We start from the raw sequence: 20,594 nt of genomic DNA, 5'->3' as shown, positions 1-20,594 counted from the left end.
CCTATAAAACCTCTAGTAATTGTCTTTGTATATAATCTAAAATTAACATCCAATTCATTTTTAAAACTAGTGATGCGGTGGGTAGGTTATCATCCTCAATTGCGGAGATTATAGCATCATGCTGATTGTCCGATTTTGAATATAAGAGATCATCCGCCATAAACTCTCTCTCGTAAAAGAAAATGCGAATCTTCAAATCATCAAGAATATGCTGAGCGAGACTATTACCGTATTTTTGCGTAAGAAGTTTATGAAAACCCAATTTGGCATTGATTCTTGCAACAGTGTCTTCTGCACTTTTAAATACAATTTGCTGTTCCTTTAGTTGCTCTATTGATTCCTGATCAAACTCAGAATTTTCAATTGCCAAAACCTCTAAATCTGCGACGAGTTCATAGAGATCTTTGGCTTCCTTCAAACTTAATTCAGAAATAATAAATCCACGATTGGGTATCGCGGTAATAATCCGAGATTGTTGCAGTTGTGTAAGAGCTTCTCGAATAGGAGTAACGCTAACATCAAGTTTACGAGCTAAAGCTGCCAAATTAATGGTCTGACCCTCTTGTAAATTACCTTGCTTCATCTCATTTAATAGAAATTCACGCACTTGATCTCTAAAACTGGTCTTGATTATCATATGCTAAATATAGTACATCGTATACGATTTTTGGATATTTATGTTGTCATATGGCAGGTTGTTGTGGTTATTTCGTCTAAAAAGCATAGTATAGTTAACAAGTAATTGGCAAAGTATTTGCTAAGCTCTATATACAAGGCTATATTTGAACCGTAATAAGGTACTTCTATCCTTTACTTCAATTGCCACTACTGGCAATTGAAAACTTAATACTACAATTGAATATAAACTATGGCTAGAGCTCAAGAAACCTATGGTAAAAAAGAACGTGAAAAGAAACGTTTAAAAAAGCGGGAAGAAAAAGCTAAAAAGAAAGCGGAACGTCAAGCAAATTCTAAAGTTGGGGCATCTTTCGAGGACCAACTTGTTTATGTTGACGAAAACGGACATTTTACTGATACACCGCCAGATCCTACCAAAAAGGTAAAAGTTGATGCTGAAAGTATAGTTTTGGGTATTCCAAAGAAAGAAGAACAAGAAGCGGAAGATCCTATTAGAAAAGGGAAAGTTTCCTTTTTTGACACATCAAAAGGTTTTGGGTTTATTATCGATTCAGAAAACAATGAGAAATACTTTGTTCATGTAAGTGGATTGATTGATGAAATTGCTGAGAACGACAAGGTTTCCTTTGAACTCGAAAGAGGGATGAAAGGAATGAATGCTGTTCGTGTAAAGAAAGTATAAGCCTTTTACGATACATACTCCCTAAAATTTTAATTTCCGGAGTGATTTCGTTCTGAAATTTGTTAATTTTTTGTGTCATTCATCGGATGGCACCTACAGAAAACACTATTCTTGATTATGTTGCGTTCAAAGTAATGAACATAACTGTAAATCAAGTTTAGCAATGAAAACCCTATTTAATTTCGCAACCAAATTTATGCTACTAGGTGGCTTAGCGTTACTTACATTTAATTGTAGTAAAGATGAGGTAAATCCTTTAGCAGATGATAATCAGCAAGTAACTTCAGTAGAATTGAAAACAATTCTAGACACCGATGATATATCTGGTGCAGCCGACAGCATTATTGCAGACGTTTTTAGCAATGGACAATCAGGAAAATCTTCCAAACTAGAGGATTGTCATGTTACCGAATTCACTGATACCGGATTCAATGTTACTTTCGATAGCTGTACCTATGAAGGCGGACAAGTGATAACCGGTAGCATTAGCATGTCCTATATTGAAGGTCAAGAAAACGCTTTTACAGCAACTTACACAAACCTAATGGTGGGTGAGTACGAAATCAATGGTACCCGAAGCTTCGCTATTATTGGTGATGGTCAGAGTGGACTTTCATTTAGCATAACAAGTGATATGACTATAAAATTGGAAGATGGTTCAATCATTGAAGAAACTGGAGCAAAAGTTTTAGGTTTTGTTTTTGATTTCAATAACCTTGAAAATAGTGGGTTAACCGTTGATGGTGACTGGACTGTAAAAGCTGATGGAAATACCTATGTAATCAATATTACCACACCACTAGAAATTATAGGTAATTGTGATTATTTTGGAAAAGGGATTATGCAATTAAATAAAAACGGAATCAAAGTTGACGTTGATTTTGGAGATGGTACCTGTGATGATAAGGCAACACTTACGTATCCTGATGGCACTAATGAAGAAATATCTTTGAAAGATTAAGTATAATAATACAAAACACTCCCTGGGGGAGTGGAAAAGCTATGAAAAGATAAAGGCCCGTACTTGATGAAGTACGGGCCTTTATTTTGATAGGTTCAAATTCCTTGATTAGAGGAGTTAACACTTTAAATTTGTCCAACGAATTCTATCGAGGTGATTAGACTCTGAGAAAAAAACTGAAGTTGTTGAAACTATCGATGATTGATTGATGATTGTTCTCATGATTTCTACGATTTAAGGGTTCTGCGATTTTCTTGTCCCTCAACTATCTGTAACGTCGCTTACTATTCCAGATGTCGCTTTTTGATATTTCTGATGATTTAATTTCGTAACGTTTGTTTGAATTTTCCATGATGTTGTTTTTTGATGATTAATGATGAATTTGTTTTTTGATACGTCTTATCTGTATCTCCTTTTGCTATTCCAGATATCGCTTTTTGATATTTCTGATGATTTAATTTCGTAACGCTTGTTTAAATTTTCCATGATGTTGTTTTTTGATGATTAATGATGAATTTGTTTTTTGATACGTCTTATCTGTATCTCCTTTTGCTATTCCAGATATCGCTCTTTGAGATTTCTGATGATTTAATTTCGTAACGCTTGTTTAAATTTTCCATGATGTTGTTTTTTTTAATTGATGATGATTTTTTTGAAACTACTTATCTATATCTTCTTTTAGTATTCCAGATATCACTTTTAGAGATTTCCGTTGACTTTAAAATGTAATGCTTGTTCGAATTTTCCATGATGTTGTTTTTTAATGATTAATTGTCTTTTTATGATTGAATATTTTTATTTTTTAATCTTTGGTCATACAATCTATCTGTATTCCAACCAAAGCCTAATGTGAAATAAACTCTCGGTCTTAATTGATGTTGATGTAATGTTTTCATAATACTGTTGTTTTTTATTGATGGTGTAAAGTTGTTGTTTTTATACTGCTTTTGATAATCTATGTTTCCGAACTGTCGAATTGAAATGATGAATTGTTTTTTGATTGTTTCCAATTGACTTACAACTAATAGACGAGCCAAAATTATTTTTGTTACAGTACTATGTATAAAAAGGTACTATTTTATGGAATATTTAACAATATTAGACTTTGAAAATCCATGCAAAAATATTTAAATCACTGATTTAAAGTTATTTAAAATTTATTTTCTTTGAATTTTATTTTTTGTTAAAATTTGTAATTTCTAGAAAACGGGTTGAAAGTATACATTCGAGTCCCTATATTTTTCAATTAAATAGGGGAGAAGTCTATGCAATTACGGTTTATCGAGTTTTCCATTTCATGGGAAATAAATAAGATAAAAGAGGGTTATATAGAGACCTATCTAAAATGTCCCAATAATGAAAACTATTCGTCAGCAGCCTATTTCGTTTAAACTATCCTATCTATTTGTTTTTGCATTCCTAATTATAATTGCATCATGTAGTAAAGATGCTACTATACTTACAGAGCAGGAAGATGCAATAGAAATGAATGATGACAGCTCAAATGATGATCCTTCTGACAATACGGAGATACCTACAACAGGTGAAGTAGTATTTGATCAAAATTTCACCCTTGATGCGAGTCGATCTGTCGCGAATTACGTGTTATCACAATCAGATTACAATCAATTTCTTGAGGGAGAAGGCAATATTACACAAGTGGCTGAAAAAGCATATCAGTACTTAGCGGATGATTTCGACTATATTATTATTCTATCCGTAGAAGCCACACAGCCTTCAGGTTTATTTTATGGAAGATCTCATTTGATTCAGAATCATGTACAAGGTTTAGGCTCGAATACTTATAATAACTCAGCCGCATACGGTTCCGCTGGAAAACTTAAGAGCATAATTTATATGCCGAGAACAGAATACATTAAAAGCGGACCATTTTTACACGAAATTGCCCATTCTTGGGGTAATAAAGGAATTATTCCAACTACCGTGGGTGGACATTGGGGTTATGCAAGTATAGCAGGACAACTAGGTGGCTTTGATGAAATTGAAGATCTTGGAAATAACAGCTATCAAGGCAAATTAAACGGACAAAATGGTTTTGGATTTTTTGCCAACGGAGGGAACTCCATTGTATATGGTGATTTAGAATTGTACACTATGGGACTAATTGGAGCTGATGAGCTTGAACCTATTCAAGTAGCAGTAAATCCTGTAAAGATTTCTGATTTTGGAGGTTTTTCAGCGGATGCTATTGAAACCTATACAGCGCAAGATCTTATCAACGAACATGGAGCAAGAGTACCTTCCGTCGCAGATTCTCAAAAATCTTTCAAAGCACTTACCGTGGTTATTTCTACTGAAGCAATACCTCAAGATAAAATAGATGACATAACCTTTGATCTCGACAATTTTTCCATACAGGGGAATCCACATGAAAAATGGGGAAACACAAAAAACTTCTGGTTAGCGACTAAAGAAAAAGCAACTTTTGACTTTACTGTTGCGCAAGGAAGTATTAAGTAGTGGAGTTAATATTTATTCAACTCCTCAAGTAACTTATCATAAGTCTCAATTTGTGTGAACAAACGTCCTCCAATATTAAGGATAGGTGTTTTAATAGAATCTATTGGAGCTGGTAAGTAACTTTTCAACTGATCTGCTATTTCAGGCTTTTCGCTTAGCAAGTGTTTGATATACTTATAATTACTGGCTTCCAAAGGGTTTACAATGCTGTCACAAGTCAGACAGGCGTCTGTAATATATAATGTTACTGGTTTCTTTGGTTTTATCTTAATCCGTTCGAATTCCTTTTTCAATGCTCTTCTAGAAAGACTGTCATTTACCAATAGATCATAAGTGTAATTAGGTCTTTTCCCTCTCATCAAAACGACTGTCTTTAGATGTACTTTGGAAGCCGCCGGTACACGCACCCATCTAGGACGCCCTTGACTTTGTCTAAAGTTTGTGCCAGATATTTTTATTTGAACATCAAAATCCTGTTCATTTTCGTTGACAGCATAAAATGCCAAACGATTCGGAATATCTTTGGTTTCTACCCGAAGAGGAGTATCCTGGGCACTTGTTTTTACTGTAACTAAAAGTAGCAATATTAGTAATTTCAATTTCATAGTGTAATTTTTCTCAAAAGTGAAATATAAGGATTCTCATAGATATGTATCGTTAAATTCAGGCAACTGCTCCTCTTCTGTGATTAAAAGCCTGTGTTTAAGAGAAATTTAATAGCGATATACACCTTTATATAATATCTTAGGGAAATGGCACTAAGGTTTCTTTTTGCAAATATTTTTTTGCTTTGTATTAGCAATGCAGTTGCCCAATATTCAGAAGAAGATTGGGAGGATAGAGATACATGGATGAATGTTTCCGAAATTTTTGATTTGGTAGGAATAGAAAAAGGGAATCAAGTAGCTGATATAGGATGTCATGAGGGATACCTAAGTTTTCATTTATCAAAAAGAGTGGGGGAGTCAGGGAAAGTTTTTGCCGTTGATGTTGAAGAGTATCGCTTAGACAAGCTTAAGGAATACGCAAAACAGCGGAAAGTCGAGAACATAGAAGTAATTTTAGGTGACTATGACAATCCCAAATTATCCGAAGGAATTCTTGATGTGGTTATAGTTATGGATACCTACCATGAAATAGATAACTACATGGAAGTCTTGGGTCATATTAAGAGAGCTTTGAAGCCCAATGGGAGAATTCTTATCCTTGAAAAACTAAAAGAACAAAAGCGAGGCAAAAATAGGGAAGAACAGGCTAGGGGACATACTTTATCCTCGAAGTACGTAAAGGCGGAACTCAAAGAAGCAGGGTTTACGATTACCAAGGAAGTCAAGGATTTTGGTGATTGGCAAGAAAACGAAGAAAAACAGATGTGGATAGTTGTTGCCAAACAAACTCCAACAGAATAGTAGAATTTAACCAGCATAGATCAATATTTTTCCAATTATGAAAAACCTATTCTTCTTTTTCGCACTAAGTATACTTGCATCATGTTCCACTCAAAACTCCAAAAGCCTCTTTAATGGAAAAGACTTAACAGGTTGGCATATAGACGTCCCAGAAATGGATAGTATTCCAGATGCTCGTAATCCGTTCATAATCCGAGATGGAATGCTCGTAAGTCTGGGAACCCCTCAAGGTCATATCATTACGGATGTTATTTACGAAGATTTTAGATTAGAAGTTGAATATCGTTTCGCTGGAGAACCCGGTAATTGTGGGGTTTTAGTATTTGCTTCGACACCTAGGTCTTTGTATAAAATGTTTCCGAAATCTATTGAAGTTCAAATGATGCATGAAAATGCTGGTGATTTTTGGTGCATTGTAGAAGATATTACCACTGATAATATGATAGAGCGACGTGGCCCAAAATCGGAATGGGGCGTTACAGAAGGTAAGAAACGTCGCATATTGAATTTGACCGATGGTTCTGAAAAACCTTTAGGGGAATGGAATAGCATGTCCATAGAATGTTTAGATAACCAAGTAAAAGTATGGGTAAATGGTGATTTGGTCAATCACGGCTACAATGCCACAGCGAATAAAGGTCAAATTGCACTTCAAGCCGAAGGAGCTGAAGTTGAGTTTAGAAAGGTAGTGCTGACTTCTATTTCAGAACTGACCGAATAATTTTTTTGTTTTTCGATGTATTACACATTTCCGATAGCGATTACTTTGATAGTTTCGACGTAATAATTCCATAAACCCTTATAAATCTGTATTTTTGCAGTCCCAAAAAGAAAAGGATCATATGGCGGAAGTTGCATCAGCAGTACAGAACAAAAAGACCGACAAAGAACTATACGAATACCAACAAGGTGCTATTAGTCAGATTTTCGATAAGTTCGAAACAGCACCTGAAGACCATCATCTACTTTATCAATTACCAACAGGAGGAGGAAAAACAGTTATTTTCTCTGAAATGGTGCGGCAATACCTAAAAAAGCATAACAAGAAAGTACTTGTTATGACGCATCGAGTTGAATTATGTCGCCAAACCTCCGAAATGCTAACAAGTTTTGGGGTAACAAACAAAGTGGTAGATAGCAAGGCTGATTTAGATGATCAAGCGGACTACAGTTGCTATGTGGCCATGGTCGAAACTTTGAATAATCGCTTAAATGATGACAAATTAGATATTTCTGATGTCGGTTTGGTGATTATTGATGAGGCGCACTACAATTCCTTCACTAAGCTATTCAAGTTTTTTGAGAAATCATTTATTCTGGGTGTTACAGCAACGCCTTTGAGCTCAAATAAGGAGTTGCCAATGAAAGGTAACTACGATGAACTTATTGTTGGTGAAACGATTGAATCACTTATCGAGAACGATTTCCTAGCGCGAGCTGAAGTTTTTCAATATGATATGGGACTGACTTCCCTTGAGATAGGTTCCAATGGAGACTACACAGTGAAATCTTCAGAAGATTTATATTCTAGTCCGGCAATGCTTGAAAAGCTTCTCAAAGCGTATGAAAAGCATTCAAAAGGCAAGAAAACCTTGATATTTAATAATGGAATTAATACCTCCATCAACGTATATCATACGTTTAATGCTGCTGGACTGCCCATTATGCATTTGGACAATACAGCTACCAAAAAACAAAGAGCCCAAATTCTGAAATGGTTTAAAGAGACTCCCGATGCGATTTTAACTTCGGTAAGTATCTTAACTACCGGGTTTGATGAACCGACTATCGATACTATCATTCTAAACCGTGCTACCAAGTCATTGACTTTGTATTATCAAATGATCGGACGTGGTTCTCGTATTTTGAACAATAAATCGAAGTTTACGGTGATTGACTTAGGAAACAACATGTATCGTTTTGGGCCGTGGGGTGCTGATTTAGATTGGCAGACCATTTTTAAATCCCCTAATTTTTATGTGGACCGTATTCAAGATGATGAAACCATTGAGGGAAGATTCAAACATGAAATGCCAGAGGAGCTTCGCGAGGAGTTTTCAAAGTCAGAAGACGTTTTTTTCGATATCAAACAAGTTTACACGGATGCTACCAGCAAAGGGGAGTCTTCAAAGGTAGTTTTAGAACGCTCAATAGCACAACATGCAAAGATTTGTATTGAGAACAGTGAAGATGTATATGATGCGCTAGGTTTGGCCAAAATGCTCAAAGACGATATTGACCAACGAATTCAAACCTATGCTAAATGTATTAGTAGAAGTACTTTTAACTTTGTACACTGGTTGAAAGACGATTATAAAAAGAAGTTAAATGCCTATTTGCGACAGAACTTTGACGAGGTTTTTGAGCAGATTCATGGGCATCCGCCGGTAGACTAATCATAATAACCCATAAAGCGTTGTACCTTTGTTTTGAATTCCTTTGATTTTCAAAATAATAATACATGTCTTCCTTCGACGATTTTAAAATTTCCAATCCTTTACGAAATGCCATTGCTGATTTAGGCTTCAAGAGTCTGAGACCTATACAAGCTAAAGCCTTACCTGTTATCCTTTCGGGTAATGACATGGTTGGTATTGCACAAACGGGTACCGGAAAGACTTTTGCCTACATGCTACCTATTTTGCAAATGCTTCCTTTTTCTAAGGATAAACATCCAAGAGCACTGGTTTTAGTGCCTACACGAGAATTGGTAGTGCAGGTAGCTGAGGAAATCGAAAAATTCGGAAAGTATACTTCCCTTACTACATTGGGAGTATACGGGGGAACCAATATGAACCGACAAAAGGAAGCCTTGGCAGAAGGGGCAGATATTGTTGTCGCCACCCCAGGGAGATTATATGATTTAATGCTTAGTGGAGCTTTGCGAACAAAGTCCATTAAAAAAGTTGTTATTGATGAAGTGGATGTCATGCTTGATTTGGGTTTCCGATTTCAGTTGACCAATATTATGGACCTGTTGCCGCAACGTCGTCAGAACATAATGTTTTCTGCAACTATGACTCAAGAAGTAGATAAACTAATAAACGATTATTTCAAAGCACCCAAAAAGGTCACAATTGCCGTCAGCGGAACTCCTTTAGACAACATTTCACAGCATTGCTATGCCGTTCCCAACTTTTATACAAAAGTTAATTTATTAGTTGAATTGTTTAAAGATAAAAATCTCTTTAGCAAAGTATTAGTGTTTACCTTAAACAAAAAAACAGCGGACCGATTATTCACAGAAATTGATGAATTCTATGGAAGCGAGGCTTGCATCGTACATTCCAATAAAACACAAAATTATAGACTGCGTTCCATCAAACAATTCGAGGAAGGAGAGAACAGAATATTGGTCACAACAGATGTAATGGCCCGTGGATTAGACCTCGACCGTATCTCTCATGTTATAAACTTTGATGCCCCGACATTTCCAGAAAACTACATGCATCGCATAGGCAGAACAGGAAGGGCAGAGGAGAAGGGTGCTTCGCTTTTGTTTTATACAGAGGTAGAGAAGCCAGCCAAAGACGCGATTGAAGCTTTAATGAAGTATGAGATTCCTGAACTCAAACTTCCGAAGACGGTTGAGATAGCAACAAGGTTGACTCCTGCAGAAACTCCGAAAATTAAAGAGCGGGACAATCCTAATAAATCACTGAACGATGATGAACGGGGCGCTAGCTTTCATGAGAAGAAAGACAAAAACAAACGCGTCAACCAAGGAGGTTCTTACAAACGAATTATTGAAAAGAAATATAAAAAACGAAAGACCAAAGGGGATAAGAATTACAACAAAAGAAATAAGCGTAAGTAATTTACTTTAAATTGATTATGGTATTTTATATGATTTAAAACATCAATTAAATTTCCAGACTATAATTCTGCTTTTTTTATTGCCTTGCTCCATTTTAACTGTATAGTATTCAGCTTCAAGCTTCTTCAGTTGCTTTTTGATTTTAGGCAAATGCTCAGATTTCGAAACCAAACTAGTAAATAGACAAACTTGCTTTTTAAAATGCACACTTTGCTTTATCATTCGCTTTAAAAACAGGGCTTCTCCACCATTGCACCAGAGCTCATTGGCCTGCCCACCAAAATTGCGTTTCGCTTCTGCAGAATAGCCGAGATTCTTCTGCTTTTGTTTCGTCTCCCTTTCCGCTTGCGCTTTAGAACCATAAAAAGGAGGGTTGCAGAGTGTAAAATGAAAATATTCGCCAGCTCTTATAATTCCATCGAAAATATTTGCATTGTCGTGCTGATGCCTTATTTCTATGGATTCAGACAACTTAGGATTGCAATTTACATTTGCCTGAGCAGCTAGTACAGCCTTCTCATCAATATCACTTCCGATCATTTGCCAATTATATATTTGAGCCCCTAAAATGGGATAAATACAATTTGCACCTACACCGATATCCAATCCTCTTATAGTTCCTTCAAGCCCTTCTTCTTTTAAAATAGTAGCGATATGATGTATGTAGTCTGCTCTACCAGGAATTGGAGGACATAAATAACCTTCCGGGATATTCCAGTCTACCAAACCATAAGAATGCTTTAAAATTGCTTTGTTTAAGGCCAATACAGCCTTAGGATTAGCAAAATCTATGGTTTTGGTTGTATTCGCATTCTCAAAAACATAAGAACTCAGCTCAGAATACTTCTCAATAAGGGACTCAAAATCATAGGGAGCATTGTGAATATTACTCGGATGCATAGGCAGAAAGTTGATGGTAAAGGTAGCTTTTAACTTGATAAATTTCGCTACTTTAGTTTTGCTTAAAAACCATCCATGAAAAAAATACTGTTATTGCTTTTTGTGCTAAGTCTTGGCTGCAAAAGCGCTTCTTCTTTAACCGCTTCAAAGCATGAATATGCGAGACCTGTTGATACAACCAAAAGGCCTATTTCAAATCAAAAGAAGAAGATATATCATTTTGACGGACTAAGCGCCCGCAACGACTTTCCAGCAGCAAGACTGAATAGCATGACTCAAGACAATGATTCCACGTATACTGTAAACATTTGGCCTGAGAACTATCCCATAAACCCAAGTCCTTGGTTTGCCTTTAAATTATGGTCAGAAACGGAGGGTGATGTCTATCTAAATCTGGAGTATTCCAACGGAGCAAAACACCGGTACTCTCCAAAATTGAGTAAAGACGGCGAAAACTGGATGCTTCTTGATTCCACCTTAGTACAACGAAATATGGATAGCACAAGTGCTCAATTGAAGTTGAAAGTCGGAAAAGATACTTTATGGTTAGCAGCCCAAGAAATACAAGACCACCGAAGAGTAGGAGAATGGGTAAAGAAAATAGCACAGCACACTTTGGTGACTCAAAAATCAGCCGGTAAAAGCGCTCTAGGAAGAGACTTATACCATTTAAATTTAAGTAAAGGTTCTTATGAGAAAAAGCCAACGATTTTGATTATTAGCAGACAGCACCCACCTGAAGTTACTGGTTTTTTATGCATGAAATCGTTTGTAGAAACCATCATTGAAGAAGGCGCTACCAATGGATTTTTAGAGAAGTATCGAGTGATGGTATATCCCTTGATGAATCCTGATGGAGTCGATTTGGGACACTATCGGCATAATACTGGGGGAGTGGACTTAAATAGAGATTGGAGTCAATACCATCAACCAGAAATTGCACAAGTTACAAGTCATATGGTTCGCGAAACCGTAACTAACAAGAATGATGTGGTTCTCGGACTTGATTTTCACTCCACCTATCGTGATGTATACTATACACCAGACCAGAGCATCGAAAGAAAGATTCCTGAATTTACAAAAGCCTGGCTCGAGAAAATTAGATTTGCTGTCGGGCTTGAGGATATTAATGAGAGTCCGGGTATGAATGAAAGACCCACTTCAAGTGCTTGGTTCAATCGGCAATTTGGAGCTACAGGTATTACTTATGAAATTGGTGATGACACACCAAGGGATTTCATTTCCACAAAAGGAAGAGAATCGGCTCGCGCTATGATGGAATTGCTACTAGCCGAATGAAAAAATCCAAAAACACACTATTAGTTGTTCTCGCTTTTTTCTCTATTTATGTCATTTGGGGCTCCACATATTTACTGAATAAAATTGCTGTATCGGAATTACCGCCATTTATGTTGGCAGCTACTCGTTTTGTAATTGCGGGTGTTTTAATTTTCGCCATATGCAAATTCATGGGCATTTCAATCGCCATATCAAAGAAGCAATTACAAAATACCATATTTGCTGGTTTCCTATTTCTAACCTTCGGTAATGGTGTCGTAGTTTGGGCTTTAAAATACGTAGATAGTGGATTCGCGGCCCTCGAAATATCAGCTCAGCCGCTACTGGTATTGATTCTTATGTTAATCTTACAAGGGAAGAAAATACAGTTAATGTCCATTATTGGGGTAATTCTAGGCATTATCGGAATATATCTTCTAGTAAGTCAAAAAGAGGTATTAAGTCAAGAAAACTCTATTCTGGGAATGGTGATGATATTTGTCTGCATGATTAGCTGGGGTTATGGAAGTCTATTTGTAGGGAAAGCGGACTTACCCAAAAACTACTTTGTCAATACTGGATACCAAATGTTTACTGGTGGTATCATGCTGATAATAGCGAGTCTAATTTTTGGGGAGACTTGGTCATCACCGCTAACATGGAGCACTGATGTTCAACTTTCTATGGTTTTACTAATAGTTTTCGGTAGTATCGTTGCCTTTACATCATTCAACTATCTTTTACGAGTGGTATCCCCGGAAAAAGTAGCTACATCTACTTATGTAAACCCGATTATTGCACTTGTTTTAGGCTGGTATTTTCTAGACGAACAGATTACGACGCAATCCATTGTTGCGGCGGCCATACTGCTGACCGGGGTATATTTTATAAACACCAAAAAGAAACTCACTATATTTTCAAGGTTTGGTAAAATGTCCTCAAAATCTTAAAATAGACAACTAGTTCAGGATTTTCAGAAAATCTGAGACCGGCATATTTTTTACCGAATCAGCAATGACCTTTAAACCCAAATAATGGTCAAACATTTCTGGTTCAGGATTTACATGATTAAAATTACGATGTCTCCAAAAAGTCATTGCAGCAGCGGCATAGACAGTGAAGGCTTGTAAGGAGGACTTTTCCGATGCATTCAATGCTAGCTCTTTTTGGTAGCCTCTCAAGAGATGAGTTGCCTTACTGAGATTGAGAGCTCCCTCATTACAACAAAGTCCCACCAAGGTCATACCGATATCAAAAATGCGAAAGTAGTTTGCTGCCTCTTCAAAATCCATAATACAAACATCATTTTCAGCTGTATTTACTACAATATTGCTGAAGAAAATGTCACTATGAATAAGGGATTTGGGTAAATCTTCTGAAAAGTAGGGTTTAATATAATCTTCGATTTCTCGCAACCATTTTTCAAAGTTAGAGTCAGCGGCGTAAGCATGCGCTTCATGGAAATACTCTTTCCCATAGGTCAACACTTTTGGCAAATAATCAGGAGCTTCTATTTTATGCAATTGCCCTATTTCCTCCCCAATGGCTTCTAGAATAGAGTTGGGAATGTCTTGAATGATTTCTCCATTGAGAAATACCTTGAACATTACCGGTTTGCCCTTCCAATTAGAAATGGGTTCATTGATTATAGTCCGTATTAGTTTTGAAGTTTCGAATTTGTTTTCTGCGAGGTATTCCAATAAATAAGCCAGTTCCCGAGCACTTTGCACTGTTTTTTGTTCACAAATAGTTAAAACATAGCGTTCGTCCTGAGTTGTAATCTGATAGTTTGTATTCTCTGAACCTCCATTTAAAATTAAAAATGAAGTTATGTTTCCAATACCATATTGACGACAAATCTCATCAATGTCATTTTTGTTTAATATGGAATACTGAGACATTCTAATTTTTGGTATTATGTTTTAAATCCCAGTCAGCGTTCATAAGATTCAAAAGTTCATCTTCTAAATTGGAACAATCAATCAAATCTACCTTTTCAAGAAGAGTTTTAGCTTTTTCTAAGGAATGATGTTTTCCCGCTTCAGGAATAGTTTTTACTCGCAAAGCATTCTTTATAACCTCTGGGAATTTCGCTGGATGTGCGGTAGCCAAACAAACCAACTTTTTATCCCCAAGTTTATCTTTTAATTGATGAACAGCAGCCAGGGCGACAGCGCCATGCGGGTCAAGCAAGTAATCTTCGGTGTCAAATACCGTCTTAATTCTATCTAGTGTTTGTTCATCCGAAATACTCGTGGATAAAAATCCCTGAGAATAGGATGCATGGGTTTCTCTATCAAACTGAACCTTCCCAGATGCCTTAAATTCATCAGACCACTTTTTAATTTTCGTTGCATCTTCATCCACACAGAAATACAAAAAGCGCCAGAAATTATAGGGCACTAGAATATCAATAGCTGAAGAGGGCGTTTCAAAAATAGGTTGTTTTGAAAATACACCTTCAGAAAAAATGCGATGTAGACAAGCATTCGTATTATTTGCTATTACAAATTTATCCACGGGCAATCCCATTTTTCGGGCTAGTCCACCGGCGCATAGATTACCAAAAGCTCCAGACGGCACTGACATATTGATTTCTTCTCCGATAGTATCCACCACTTGAAGATATCCGTAGAAATAATGAACTGTTTGCATCATGACTCGCCCCCAATTGATGGAGTTCACGCTAGACAGATGGACTTTTTCTTTAAACGGAATGTTCGCGTACAGATTAGCAATCACCAAATCAAGGTCATCTCCGCCATCAGGACAATTCGAAACTCCGACCGGATGAACATTTGCATGTGGCAAAGTGGTCATTTGCCGTTCCTGTTCTTCCGTGATTAATCCTTTAGGATACAATACCCAGGCAGATAAATTTGACTTCCCAGCGGTAAAATAGGCCGTTGCTGGCCCTGTATCTCCTGTAGTAGCCACTATGAGGGATTTGAATTCGTTTTTTCGTGTCAAAAAGAAATCCACCAGATTGACAAGGAAAGCCAGACCCACATCCTTAAAGGAAATGGTTGGTCCGTAAAACAGTTCCATGATATAGGTGTCTTTTCCAGACCTTAATTTATATAGGGGAATTACTTCGGACTTCTCAAAAGGAGCATAAGCATCCTTTAATATCTTCTTTAATTCAATTTCGGAAATAACCGAAGGGTCAATAAAAAGAGATAAAATCTCAAAGGCCAAATCAACATAACCTAAATCTTTCCAATCTTTTAATTGGTCCAGAGATATCTTCGGAAGTTCTTTGGGCACATACAATCCGCCATCCGAAGCAAAGCCATCAAGAATAGCAGTTTCAAAATCCACTGGAATTCCTCCGCCTGTATTGCTTACAAATTGCATCATTTAGGCATTTTCTTGTTTGTACTTTTCATATACAGCGGTTGTTATCATAATATCTTGAACGGCAACTCCTGTTAGGTCAACCACAGTTATCTGTTGGTCGTTAATTCGCTGTAAATCGGTGTTTTGAATTGCTTTACCTAATTCTATGATCTTATTTTCAAAAATAAAACCTTTAGAGACGGCTTGATAAATCTCACCTCTACTTTTACTTTGAGGAATACTATCAGCAATAACGATATCCGCTTTTTGAAGAATGGTACCATCCAATTCTTGTTTCTCTGATGTGTCAGAACCGACTGCGGTAATATGAGTGCCAGGTCGAATGCCATCTGCCTTAAGCAGCGCTAATTCAGATGGGGTAGTGGTCACTAATAAATTACAGTTTTTGGCAACTTCAGCTGCTGATTCCGCAATTTGAATATCAAATTCATCGCCCAATTCTTCTTTAAAGCGGACAGCATTCTCAGCTGTTCTCCCCCAAACCCAAACCCTTTTACATGGTTTGGTTTTTTGAAGATATTGTAATTGCATTTTTGCTTGGATACCAGTTCCTAGAATACCGATAGCTTCAATATTTTTTGGCGCAAAATATTGAGCAGCAACCGCTCCTGCAGCTGCTGTTCTAACATCCGTCAAATATCCTTCATCTAATAAAACAGAAACTGTTTGTCCTGTTTTTTGATTAAATAACAACATCATTCCCTGACTTGAAGGGAGTCCCAAATTCTTGTTCTCATAAAAACCGGAGGCAATTTTTATAACATAGAAATCATCGTTTTTAATATATCCGTATTTAATATGTACATCACCAGGCGGATTATCAAATAAGAGTTCACCAACTGGCGGCACCACTGAATTGCCATTACTATACTGAACAAACCCTTGTGACATGGCGGTAACCACATCCACCTGTTTTAAAAGGGACTTTATTTCTTCTAGTTCAATAACCGTTGTCATATCTCTTGTTCTTTAAAAGCTTAAATATAGGCACCATAGGACTAAGACACTAAATTCAACATGAGTATTGTATTACGAGGAAAACCTTTTAACACCATAGGCCCAACCTATAAAAACAAACTGAAATGGCAATCGAATCAGCGCAGCTCTATGACTTCCAATTGCTGGAGTATCTGAAATAACATCCCAGACATGGATGGGTAGAAAAAGCAACATCAATAGTATAACACCTACGGCAGCAGTTTTGGTGTACTTAGGAATACACATAAAAATCCCCAACAAAATTTCTATGATACCAGATATATATATAATGGTAGTTTTTAAAGGTAAAAAATGTGGAACAAAAGGTTCATAAAATACAGGTTTTAGAAAGTGCTGAATTCCTGCGTAAATAAGGAAGAGTGATAGCCCAACTTGTAAAATTTTCCAAGCTACTTTCATGATATTTTTTTTAATAAACTGGTAATCAGGTTAGTATCGATAAAAAGCAAAAAAGTAATAAAAATACTACAAATAATGTAGTTCATCGACAATATTTGTAATACATCGACGTTTTTAGAAGGATTTAAACACTTAACCCAACTAGAAATGTACTTAAAGTATATAAGAAGCACTTTTATAAATTTAACGATTATAGGTCTGACTTTCAGTCCTGTTTCAGATTCTCTTGAAACTTATTTCTTTTCTAAAAGTACTGATTTCGTAACACAAAAAAGTTTCGTTCCAATTTCAAATAGCAACCCTCAGGAAATTTTTATGGATTTTGATGGCGATGGCATCCCAGATGACATTGATCAAGATGATGATAATGATGGTATTTCGGATTATGAAGAGGTAGGAGGGGTACAAATTGACCCTTTAAACTGTAATGGCTCAAGGCTCAAATTTATAAATTTTATCGAAGAATCTGGAGATGGTGATGGGTTGTTTGAAATGGGTGAAGTATTCCGCTTTACAGATGTAAATCCGAAAGATGCAACAGATGCCCTGCTAACTATAGTTGAAATGACAAATGGTGTTATTAACGAACTTGATGACACCGATGAAGGATTCGTTGATGCTTTTCAACCCAATATGAGTTTTTCTGGTATTGGCAAACCCAGAATAACATACAACATTCGATTTGTTGATGCAGGCACTAATAATCCAAGAATGATTCAAAGTTTTGGAGGCATTATTAACGATGTTGATTCTTCTGATGTTGTTAAAGAATCTTATATTGTATATAACCCTAGTATTTATGCACTTGATAATCCAACTGCAATTGATGTAGTTGATTTAGGCGGGGGCGCCATAGAGTTTGCTGCTGATGGCACTGCAAATCAATCTTCTATTGGTACTAATCCTCTTTACCAAGGTTTTTGGCAAATCAATAATGTAGAAAGTGTTGATTTTACCTTCCAATTGATTAAAACTACTGAACAAACTTTTGCGAGACAATATTCATTGTTCTTTGATGAATGCTCTATTTCTGGTTTTAATGATCCAGATATCAACCTTCAACTTGAATTTGCACCAGATACTGATGGCGATGGTATCAAAGATTATCAAGATGTTGATTCTGATAATGATGGTATTTACGATGCTATTGAAGCGGGTCATGGGGAACCCATAGATGAAGACGGACGAATTATAGGTCCAGTTGGTAATGACGGAATGATCGACGCTTTACAAGCGCCTGGAGAAGAAGATAGTGGCAGATACCGATTTAGTGAAGTTGATACTGATGATAACTTCACTCCAGATCGGTTAGAATTAGATTCTGATAAAGACGGTTGTTTTGATACTTCAGAAGCGGGTTTTATTGATGCACTATCTGGCGTAACTCCTGATGGATATTTAGGCTCTGCTTTTCCAGTTAGCATAAATGAGTTTGGTGCAGTAACCAGTGGAGAAATGGATCAAGGGTACACCACCCCGAGAGATTTATATACCAATGGTATTCCTGATTATCAAGAAATTGGTCCAGACGCTGATTTGAACAACATTTCTGACGGTTGTCAAGACAATGATAATGATGGCATAATCGACCTCAATGACTTAGACGATGATGACGATGGAATTCTAGATTCCGTAGAACAACAAGGTCTTTTTCCATTATCAGATGAAGATGGTGATGGTGTTTTTGACCATGCAGATACTGATTTCAGTGGTTTTATTGATACTAATGGAGATAATATCAGCGACCAATTCGATATTGATTTAGACGGAATCATAAATCAATATGACCTTGATGCCGACGGAGATGGTATTCCAGATAATGTTGAAGCGCAGTTAACTAATTCCTATATCATACCAGCTGAAGTATACGATTTAGAAGGAGTCGATACCAATTATCCTGGAGGTCTAAACCCTGTAAATACTGACGGTGATGAATTTCCAGATTTTCTAGATACAGATAGTGATAATGATACTCTAACAGATACTTTTGAAACAGATCTGAAACTTTCTCAAAGTGATATCGATAAAGATGGTCTAGATGCTGTTACCGATATTACTGATGGATATTTAGATGTTAATGGAAATATTGATGATCCCACCATTTTACCAGACACACAATCCCCTGGAGGTGATGTAGATTTTAGAGATTCTAATACTTTACCAGTTGCTGTAAATGATGTTTTAGAGGTCAATCAAAATAGTACTGCAGGCTTATTAAATCAAATTGATGCTTCCTTAAATGATGCTATAGGGCTTGATGGCGGAGATACTGACAACTACGAAATCACATCACAACCTTCAAATGGTTCAGTTGCAGAAATCAGTGACGGTGTTTTTGAATATGTACCTGAACAAGGTTTCTTTGGTACTGATGTTTTTCAATACACCTTAAACGATAGCGATGGTGATTCTGATACTGCATTGGTAAATGTTGCTATTAATGTTCGTGACTTTGACGGAGACGGGGTGCCTGACGAGGCTGATTTAGATGATGATAATGACGGTATACCCGATAGTATTGAAGAAGACGGTGACCCTAATAGAGATACTGATATGGATGGGGAAGTTGATGGCATGGACTTAGATGCTGATGGAGATGGAATTTTAGATCTAGTAGAATCGGGTAGTGGAGCTGAAGATTCAAACAATGATGGCGTTCTTGAAGGTCCGTACGGAACAGATGGTATTCCTGATGAAGTACAGAGCTCACCAGATTCTCAAAACATCAATTACGAACTTTTAGATAGTGATTCTGATGGGATACCTAATTTTCAAGATATTGATGATGATGATGATCATGTATTGACTGAAGTAGAAGATGTAAACGGAGATGGAAACCCTTTGAATGACGATACTGATTCAGATGGAATCTTAGACTATATCGATTTAGATGATGATGGAGATACAATTAATACCATCGACGAGGATGTCAATATGGATGGTGATCCTACTAACGATGACACTGATTCTGACGGACTTCCCAACTATTTAGATATAGACGATGATGGAGATGGAATACCAACAATAGATGAAGATATCAATGGAGATGGAGATCCAACTAATGACGATTCAGATGGTGATGGAATTCCTGACTATTTAGATACCGATGACGATGGCGACGGTGTGCCTACAGTTGATGAAGATATTGATGAAGATGGAGACCCAACCAATGATGATACCGATGGTGATGGCATACCAGATTATCTAGATGAAGATGACGACGGAGATGGAATTCCAACAATTGACGAGTTGGGTGATTTAGATAATGATGGTATTCCTGATTATTTAGAAGAAAATAATGGTGACCCAAATGCAGAAGATGGTATTGAAATCTTTAATGCACTTACCCCTAATGGTGATGGAGAAAATGATGTTCTAATCATTACAGGCCTTGATAAGATGATCGCCAACGAAATAGAGATTTTCAATCGATGGGGGCGAATAGTATATAGCGCTAAAGATTATGGAAAAGGCGGACGATTCTTCAGCGGTGAATCTAAGACTATCACTACAATTTCTAAAGACAAACAACTACCTGAAGGGGTATATTTCTTTGTGCTTTCTTATCAATTTCCAGATGGGAAAATTAAAAAGAGATCTGATTTTCTATACATAAACCGATAACACAAACTAGATAAAGAATGATGGTACGCCACCGTATTATCACAA

The 20,594-nt window shown here is 36.7% G+C and carries 17 protein-coding genes; 10 read left to right on the top strand and 7 right to left on the bottom strand.

Going from position 1 to position 20,594, the window contains the following annotated elements:
* Nucleotide 1: 1 nt before the first annotated feature.
* Nucleotides 2-637 (bottom strand): GntR family transcriptional regulator, encoded by a 636-nt coding sequence (locus ACKWCD_RS03170; protein WP_413982480.1) that lies wholly within the window; start codon nucleotides 635-637, stop codon nucleotides 2-4.
* Between the two features lie 231 nt (nucleotides 638-868).
* Here ACKWCD_RS03170 and ACKWCD_RS03165 point away from each other — a divergent pair, with 231 nt between their 5' ends.
* The 3 genes from ACKWCD_RS03165 to ACKWCD_RS03155 all read left to right on the top strand — a co-directional run bounded on the left by ACKWCD_RS03165 (nucleotide 869) and on the right by ACKWCD_RS03155 (nucleotide 4,763).
* Entirely contained in the window at nucleotides 869-1,321 is a 453-nt protein-coding gene (locus tag ACKWCD_RS03165; protein ID WP_413982479.1) for a cold shock domain-containing protein, read from the top strand.
* 163 nt (nucleotides 1,322-1,484) lie between these two features.
* Nucleotides 1,485-2,282: a hypothetical protein gene (locus ACKWCD_RS03160; RefSeq protein ID WP_413982478.1), complete on the top strand. Its 798-nt coding sequence runs from the start codon at nucleotides 1,485-1,487 to the stop codon at nucleotides 2,280-2,282.
* A gap of 1,356 nt (nucleotides 2,283-3,638) precedes the next feature.
* Nucleotides 3,639-4,763 (top strand): hypothetical protein, encoded by a 1,125-nt coding sequence (locus ACKWCD_RS03155; RefSeq protein WP_413982477.1) that lies wholly within the window; start codon nucleotides 3,639-3,641, stop codon nucleotides 4,761-4,763.
* 5 nt (nucleotides 4,764-4,768) lie between these two features.
* On the opposite strand, the gene ACKWCD_RS03150 is transcribed toward ACKWCD_RS03155, so the two are convergent.
* Nucleotides 4,769-5,368: a hypothetical protein gene (locus ACKWCD_RS03150; RefSeq protein ID WP_413982476.1), complete on the bottom strand. Its 600-nt coding sequence runs from the start codon at nucleotides 5,366-5,368 to the stop codon at nucleotides 4,769-4,771.
* A 147-nt stretch (nucleotides 5,369-5,515) separates the two neighbouring features.
* Here ACKWCD_RS03150 and ACKWCD_RS03145 point away from each other — a divergent pair, with 147 nt between their 5' ends.
* The 4 genes from ACKWCD_RS03145 (at nucleotide 5,516) to ACKWCD_RS03130 (ending at nucleotide 9,989) form a co-directional block, all read left to right on the top strand.
* The gene (locus ACKWCD_RS03145) at nucleotides 5,516-6,172 is read left to right on the top strand and encodes a class I SAM-dependent methyltransferase (RefSeq protein ID WP_413982475.1); all 657 of its coding nucleotides are present in this window, start codon (nucleotides 5,516-5,518) and stop codon (nucleotides 6,170-6,172) included.
* A 37-nt stretch (nucleotides 6,173-6,209) separates the two neighbouring features.
* Nucleotides 6,210-6,893: a 3-keto-disaccharide hydrolase gene (locus ACKWCD_RS03140; RefSeq protein ID WP_413982474.1), complete on the top strand. Its 684-nt coding sequence runs from the start codon at nucleotides 6,210-6,212 to the stop codon at nucleotides 6,891-6,893.
* Between the two features lie 121 nt (nucleotides 6,894-7,014).
* Nucleotides 7,015-8,568 (top strand): DEAD/DEAH box helicase, encoded by a 1,554-nt coding sequence (locus ACKWCD_RS03135; protein WP_413982473.1) that lies wholly within the window; start codon nucleotides 7,015-7,017, stop codon nucleotides 8,566-8,568.
* 65 nt (nucleotides 8,569-8,633) lie between these two features.
* On the top strand, nucleotides 8,634-9,989 hold the full coding sequence (locus ACKWCD_RS03130) for a DEAD/DEAH box helicase (protein ID WP_413982472.1): 1,356 nt from the start codon (nucleotides 8,634-8,636) through the stop codon (nucleotides 9,987-9,989).
* A 42-nt stretch (nucleotides 9,990-10,031) separates the two neighbouring features.
* On the opposite strand, the gene rlmF is transcribed toward ACKWCD_RS03130, so the two are convergent.
* On the bottom strand, nucleotides 10,032-10,889 hold the full coding sequence (rlmF, locus tag ACKWCD_RS03125; RefSeq protein WP_413982471.1) for a 23S rRNA (adenine(1618)-N(6))-methyltransferase RlmF: 858 nt from the start codon (nucleotides 10,887-10,889) through the stop codon (nucleotides 10,032-10,034).
* A 75-nt stretch (nucleotides 10,890-10,964) separates the two neighbouring features.
* Between rlmF and ACKWCD_RS03120 the strand changes: the two genes are divergently transcribed.
* Complete coding sequence (locus tag ACKWCD_RS03120) at nucleotides 10,965-12,188, top strand: M14 family metallopeptidase (protein ID WP_413982470.1); 1,224 nt, start codon at nucleotides 10,965-10,967, stop codon at nucleotides 12,186-12,188.
* Complete coding sequence (locus ACKWCD_RS03115) at nucleotides 12,185-13,117, top strand: EamA family transporter (RefSeq protein WP_413982469.1); 933 nt, start codon at nucleotides 12,185-12,187, stop codon at nucleotides 13,115-13,117. The genes ACKWCD_RS03120 and ACKWCD_RS03115 overlap by 4 nt, the downstream gene beginning before the upstream one ends.
* A 9-nt stretch (nucleotides 13,118-13,126) precedes the next feature.
* Here the strand turns inward: ACKWCD_RS03115 and ACKWCD_RS03110 are convergent, their stop codons facing one another.
* The 4 genes from ACKWCD_RS03110 to ACKWCD_RS03095 form a co-directional block, all read right to left on the bottom strand.
* Complete coding sequence (locus ACKWCD_RS03110; RefSeq protein ID WP_413982468.1) at nucleotides 13,127-14,068, bottom strand: phosphotransferase; 942 nt, start codon at nucleotides 14,066-14,068, stop codon at nucleotides 13,127-13,129.
* 1 nt (nucleotide 14,069) lies between these two features.
* Nucleotides 14,070-15,527 (bottom strand): threonine synthase, encoded by a 1,458-nt coding sequence (gene thrC / locus ACKWCD_RS03105; RefSeq protein WP_413982467.1) that lies wholly within the window; start codon nucleotides 15,525-15,527, stop codon nucleotides 14,070-14,072.
* Nucleotides 15,528-16,484: a Rossmann-fold NAD(P)-binding domain-containing protein gene (locus ACKWCD_RS03100; RefSeq protein ID WP_413982466.1), complete on the bottom strand. Its 957-nt coding sequence runs from the start codon at nucleotides 16,482-16,484 to the stop codon at nucleotides 15,528-15,530.
* 72 nt (nucleotides 16,485-16,556) lie between these two features.
* On the bottom strand, nucleotides 16,557-16,925 hold the full coding sequence (locus ACKWCD_RS03095; RefSeq protein WP_413982465.1) for a DoxX family protein: 369 nt from the start codon (nucleotides 16,923-16,925) through the stop codon (nucleotides 16,557-16,559).
* Nucleotides 16,926-17,072: 147 nt separating this feature from the next.
* Between ACKWCD_RS03095 and ACKWCD_RS03090 the strand changes: the two genes are divergently transcribed.
* The gene (locus tag ACKWCD_RS03090) at nucleotides 17,073-20,549 is read left to right on the top strand and encodes a T9SS type B sorting domain-containing protein (RefSeq protein WP_413982464.1); all 3,477 of its coding nucleotides are present in this window, start codon (nucleotides 17,073-17,075) and stop codon (nucleotides 20,547-20,549) included.
* Nucleotides 20,550-20,594: the final 45 nt, after the last annotated feature.

The organism is Maribacter taeanensis, from assembly GCF_047345145.1.
Lineage (GTDB): Bacteria > Bacteroidota > Bacteroidia > Flavobacteriales > Flavobacteriaceae > Maribacter_C.
Note: the sequence above shows the minus strand (reverse complement) of the source record. Positions and strands in the feature narration are given on the sequence as shown.